This window comes from Okeania sp. SIO3B5 (assembly GCF_010692555.1).
Lineage (GTDB): Bacteria > Cyanobacteriota > Cyanobacteriia > Cyanobacteriales > Microcoleaceae > Okeania.
The window spans coordinates 1-5,211 of record NZ_JAAHHG010000632.1 but is presented as its reverse complement, the minus strand read 5'-3'; the positions used below and the strand labels follow the sequence as shown (position 1 = coordinate 5,211).

Annotated in this window: 5 protein-coding genes and 1 pseudogene; 3 read left to right on the top strand and 3 right to left on the bottom strand. The window is 37.4% G+C overall.

All coding sequences use genetic code 11. The features are described 5' to 3' along the window. Positions 1-248: 248 nt before the first annotated feature. The 3 genes and pseudogenes from F6K54_RS39820 to F6K54_RS43935 form a co-directional block, all read right to left on the bottom strand. Positions 249-1,868: a 2-isopropylmalate synthase gene (locus F6K54_RS39820; protein ID WP_293089842.1), complete on the bottom strand. Its 1,620-nt coding sequence runs from the start codon at positions 1,866-1,868 to the stop codon at positions 249-251. 623 nt (positions 1,869-2,491) lie between these two features. Beyond that, on the bottom strand, positions 2,492-3,007 hold the full coding sequence (locus tag F6K54_RS39815; RefSeq protein ID WP_293068798.1) for an NYN domain-containing protein: 516 nt from the start codon (positions 3,005-3,007) through the stop codon (positions 2,492-2,494). Positions 3,008-3,906: 899 nt separating this feature from the next. Then, positions 3,907-4,023, bottom strand: a pseudogene (locus tag F6K54_RS43935) (IS200/IS605 family transposase); the annotation flags it as partial. Between the two features lie 60 nt (positions 4,024-4,083). On the opposite strand from F6K54_RS43935, the gene F6K54_RS43605 reads away from it, so the two are divergent. From F6K54_RS43605 to F6K54_RS43595, 3 genes are read left to right on the top strand one after another with little or no spacing between them, the layout of a single operon-like run. Further along, entirely contained in the window at positions 4,084-4,443 is a 360-nt protein-coding gene (locus F6K54_RS43605; protein ID WP_366558379.1) for a helix-turn-helix domain-containing protein, read from the top strand. Further along, positions 4,349-4,909 (top strand): transposase, encoded by a 561-nt coding sequence (locus tag F6K54_RS43600; protein ID WP_366558380.1) that lies wholly within the window; start codon positions 4,349-4,351, stop codon positions 4,907-4,909. Before F6K54_RS43605 ends, F6K54_RS43600 begins: the two co-directional genes overlap by 95 nt. Before the next feature lie 13 nt (positions 4,910-4,922). Continuing rightward, a complete protein-coding gene (locus F6K54_RS43595) occupies positions 4,923-5,102 on the top strand; it encodes a hypothetical protein (RefSeq protein ID WP_366558378.1) in 180 nt (59 codons plus the stop codon). The last annotated feature ends 109 nt before the right edge of the window (positions 5,103-5,211 follow it).

Below are 5,211 nucleotides of genomic sequence, written 5' to 3'. Positions count from 1 at the left end.
AGGGAGACGCGGAGAGGGGGTTCTTGAGGACACGGAGAGAGGGAGACACGGAGACGCGGAGAGGGGGTTCTTGAGGACACGGAGAGAGGGAGACACGGAGACGCGGAGAGGGGGTGTCACCGTGTCTCCGCATCCCCGTGTCTCCGTTTCCTCATTCCCCTCCTGGGAGGGCGAGGGGTGGGTCTCCATCTGCCCAAACTCCCCTGAATTCTAAATTCTGAATTCTAAATTCTGAATTCTAACTTGCGCTATACTACTTCCACAGCTCGATCGCTCTTTTGCGGATGTATTTTCTTCACATCACTTTGCAAAGCTACATACAAACGATTTAAAGCATTTATATAAGCTTGAGCTGATGCCACAATAATATCAGTATTGGCAGCATGACCAGAATAAACTCGCCCTTCATGACGCAAGCGAATAGTCACCTCCCCAATAGCATCAATACCAGCAGTTACCGACTGCACAGAAAACTCAATTAAATCATTAGGCACATTCACTACCCGGTTAATTGCCCTGTATACAGCATCCACAGGTCCGGTACCAATAGCAGCATCAGTCAATTCCTCCCCATTAGGAGTCCGGATACTAACTGTGGCCGTGGGACGAGAGCGATCGCCACAGGAAACCTGTACCAACTCTATACGGAAGAGTTCTGGTGGTTGTTGAATCTCACTGTTAACAATAGATTCCAAATCCCAATCTGTAATTTCTTTCTTTTTGTCTGCCAAATCTTTAAATCTGAGGAAAGCTTTATTCACCTCTTCATCAGAAATATCAAACCCAAGTTCTTTGAGGCGAGTTTGGAAAGCATGACGACCGGAAAGTTTACCCAAGACTATTTGATTATCTGTCAAACCGATAGACTCAGCATCCATGATTTCGTAAGTAAGCTTATTCTTGAGTACCCCATCTTGATGAATACCTGACTCATGGGCAAAAGCATTAGCACCAACAATAGCTTTATTTGGTTGTACAAACATTCCTGTCAAGTTAGAAACTAGACGAGATGTTTTATAAATATGGCGAGTATCAATATTAGTAAGTGGTGCTTCTGACTCTGGTGGGCGACCAAGGAAAGGGTTAAAATATTGTCGCCGGACGTGCAATGCCATAACTAACTCTTCCAAAGCAGCATTACCAGCTCGTTCACCGATACCATTGATAGTGCATTCCAGTTGACGAGCGCCGTTTTTGACAGCTTCGAGGAAGTTGGCGACTGCTAAACCCAAGTCATTGTGACCGTGAACAGAAATAATAGCTTGGTCAATATTGGGAACGTTTTCCTTAATACCTCGAATGAGCGCTCCAAATTCAGCAGGTGTCGTATAACCAACAGTATCGGGAATATTCACCGTAGTTGCTCCAGCAGCGATCGCCGCCTCCAATACTTGATAGAGAAATTCTGGGTCAGAGCGACCTGCATCTTCAGGAGAAAATTCTACATCATCTACGAAGGTTTTGGCATAGGCCACCATTTCAGGAGTGATCGCCAATACTTCTTCTCTAGTTTTCTTAAGTTTGTAAGCTAAGTGAATATCGGAGGTAGCAATAAAAGTATGAATACGAGCATTAGCTGCGGGTTTAAGAGCTTTACCTGCCGCTTCGATATCTGCACGAGTCGTTCTTGCCAAACCACAGATTGTTGGGCCTCCTTCTACACCCACTGTCTCGGCAATTTTCTGTACTGCTTCAAAATCTCCAGGACTAGAGTAAGGAAAACCAGCTTCAATCACATCTACTCCCAGGCGAGATAATTGCCTAGCTATGGTCAATTTTTCATCTATATTGAGAGCGGCCCCAGGAGATTGTTCCCCATCCCGGAGAGTCGTATCAAAAATAATAATTCGGTCTTGATTACTTGTCATTATTTTTACCTTATAGTTTACAGAAGTTAGCCTTGAGCTTTTTTCGATCTTACCTTGTCTAGAAGTTAGTGAATATACTTTAAATTAAAGGGTGCATCTCAATTTTGAATAAAGCCAAAAAATTGTCGCTTTTAAGTAACAGGCAGCAGGGAATAGGAAATAGGGAATATGAAATAGGGAATATATAGGAAAAAAGTATTTTTGCAAATATTGAGATGCACCCATTTTTTTGAGTTTTCTGGCAAAGTATTAAGTCTTCAAGCAAAGATTTTTTATTTGATACTTTCTGCCTTCTGACTTAGTGCATTCTGAAATAAATTGAGATTTTTTTCCCTCTTAATTATTAATTAGGGCTTGCTGATTAAATCTAAAAATATTGACATATAAAGACAAGTGCCTTTTTTTTGTCAAAAAAAGTGCGCTTGTTTCGGCTCTTCATACTCAAAAAGGAGCGTATTTTAGGGAAGAGTTGGGCAGAACAATCTTGGGACAAAACGCCCGCTCGTACCTTCTCTAACTTCCCATTTCTCCTGTCTCCTGTCTCCTGTCTCCTGTCTCCTACCCTCACCCATAAGACTTTTTCAGCAAACCCTAATTATTAATTATTAATTATTAATTATTAATTAATACTCTGCCTTTTCTATTTGGTCGCGAATATCATTTAAGTCTACATATTGGTCTGTAGCATTTCGCAACTCTCTAGCAATCATTCCTTCTGTTGATACAACTGTTATATGAGTATTTTTAGAACGTAGTAGCTCAATAGCTCTTTCAAAATCCCCATCTCCACTAAATAAAACTACTTGGTCATATTGGTCTACTGTATTAAACATATCTACTACAATTTCAATGTCTAAGTTAGCTTTTTGAGAATAGCGACCCGAAACATCATCATAATATTCTTTAAGAATTTTAGTACGTACTGTATAACCCAAACTAATTAAAGCATCTCTAAATCCCCTTTGATCTTGTGGGTCTTTTAAGCCTGTGTACCAAAAAGCATTTATTAGTTTTACTTCTGGTTTGTTGAAATGTTCTAATACTCTTCTTGGGTCAAAAAACCAACCATTTTTTTGTTGAGCGTAGAACATATTATTCCCGTCAACAAATATAGAAAGACGGTTCTTGGAATTATTCATAGAAATTTAAATTTAATATTGATTTTAGATAATTCAGTCTAAATCTATTACTTGAGTAATATTTCTATTATTAATGCAATTATTTTGTAAGCATTTCCTGCGGACTGCGACACAAACAGCTATTAGTAATGAATAATTACTTCTAAGGTTTGGGAAAGTGACTTTGGTAGTAACTTTTTATTCTTTCTCGATTTCTCAGTTGCTTTTACCGAAAAATTCAGGTATAAAGCCTCTTCATTCATGGAGAAAAAAGCGGTCGGGATGACGAAGTTTCCTCGCCATATCCAATTGACCAAGAGAAGAAAAAAAATCCTTTAATCCAATCCTCTTAATTTATAAGAAGAGGTAATTCTAAATTCTTAATTCTAAATTCTAAATTATTGAACTTTCCCAAAATTAATGGCTGATAAAGCAGTTCCTCCTCATAGGAGGCTAGCTAATTGCGCAGCATTTCGCAGGAAATACTTACATTATTTTTAATTTAGATAAACTAACTTTGTTACTTGCATATTTTCAGATTTAAACTGCCAAAAATTACCCTTATATCATAAGCCGATAATATTTTTCTCTACTCATAGTTTTAATTATTTTAGTAGTTATATACTATCTATTTTAGTCTTTTTTCTGTAAAAAAATACTTTTTATGCTTATTAAATTAATCGATCCCCTTCGAGATCTTCACATAAGACAATAATTTTTCATTAAGGCCATATCTTGAAGATTTGATTCGTCCAATATTCTAGTAGTTCAGTCAAATCAAAAACAATTGACTTATAGCGCTTTTCACATGGATAGACTACAGTTAGTATGGGCAACCCAAAAGCATTTTTCTACTCCCTACTCCCTACTCCCTACTCCCTACTCTAAGCGCCAAAAATAATTTTGTGGTCTACTCAAATGAAAAGCGCTGTAATTAATTTCAATCCTTCTACAGTGAATACACTTTTTCTATATTTAGTCACATATACCAAGTGTACTTTTAAGTCTGAGACACTATGTCTTTGCTGCCTTAACATATTGCGTACCAAATTTAACTATGCTATAGTTATAACATACAGGCCAAGAAAAAATTTCAGATGAAAGCAAGATTTAAGTACCGTATATATCCAACGCCGGGACAAAAACACCGATTAGCCAAGCTATTTGGTTGTGTCCGTGTTGTTTGGAATGATAGCCTGAATTATTGCAATGAGTTATACAAAAAAGGTAACAAAAAGCCAAGTAATGCAGAACTCCAAAAAATATTTATTACTCAAGGGAAAAAGACTGAAAATAGAGAGTGGCTATCGGCAGTTTCTAATATACCACTACAGCAATCTTTGAATGATTTAAACCAAGCTTATCAAAACTTTTTTAAGTCAACAAAAGGCCAACAGAAAGGTAGATCTATTAAACCTCCTAAATTTAAAAGTAGGAAATCACGCGCAGACCGCTAGGTTTAGAAAGGGTGGCTTTAAGATTGGTCAGCATAAAGTTTATTTAGCTAAGATTGGAAAACTAAAAATAGTTTGGTCAAGGGAGTTACCTGGTCCTCCATCATCAGTAACAGTAATTAAAGATTCAGCTAATAGATATTTCTTAAGTTTTGTAGTAGAAATACAACCAGAAGTCTTACCTCAAACTGATAATTCAGTAGGCATAGATTTAGGTATTAAAACCTTTGCTACATTCAGCGACGGTACAAAGGTTGATGCTCCTAAGCCACTCAAAAAACGAATTAAGAAGTATATAAAGTTAAGTAAGTCATTATCTCATAAAACTAAGGGGTCTAAAAGGTATGAAAAAGCCAGGGTTAGAGTTGCTAAATTCCATGCCAAATTGAAAGATACAAGAACAGATTTTCTGCATAAATTATCTACTGAAATAATTCGTGAAAACCAAACAGTTGTTTTAGAAGTATAACAACGTTTCTGGTATGATTAAGAACCGTAAATTATCCAGAGCCATATCAGATTTAGGTTGGAGACAATTTAGGACACTGTTAGAAGGAAAAGCTGAAAAATACGGTCGTGATTTTAGAGTAATTGATAGGTGGGAACCTACTAGCCAAAAATGGTGCGATTCGTTCAGTCGAAACCTAGAAATAGGGGGATGACTGGCTTGTGTTGAGTAACCGATAAGGTAGAGTTCCGCGTAGCGGCACTAGGGGGGGCAAAATTCTGTATCAAAAAACTTTTCAGATATCCTCTTAATGAAAACTGCTA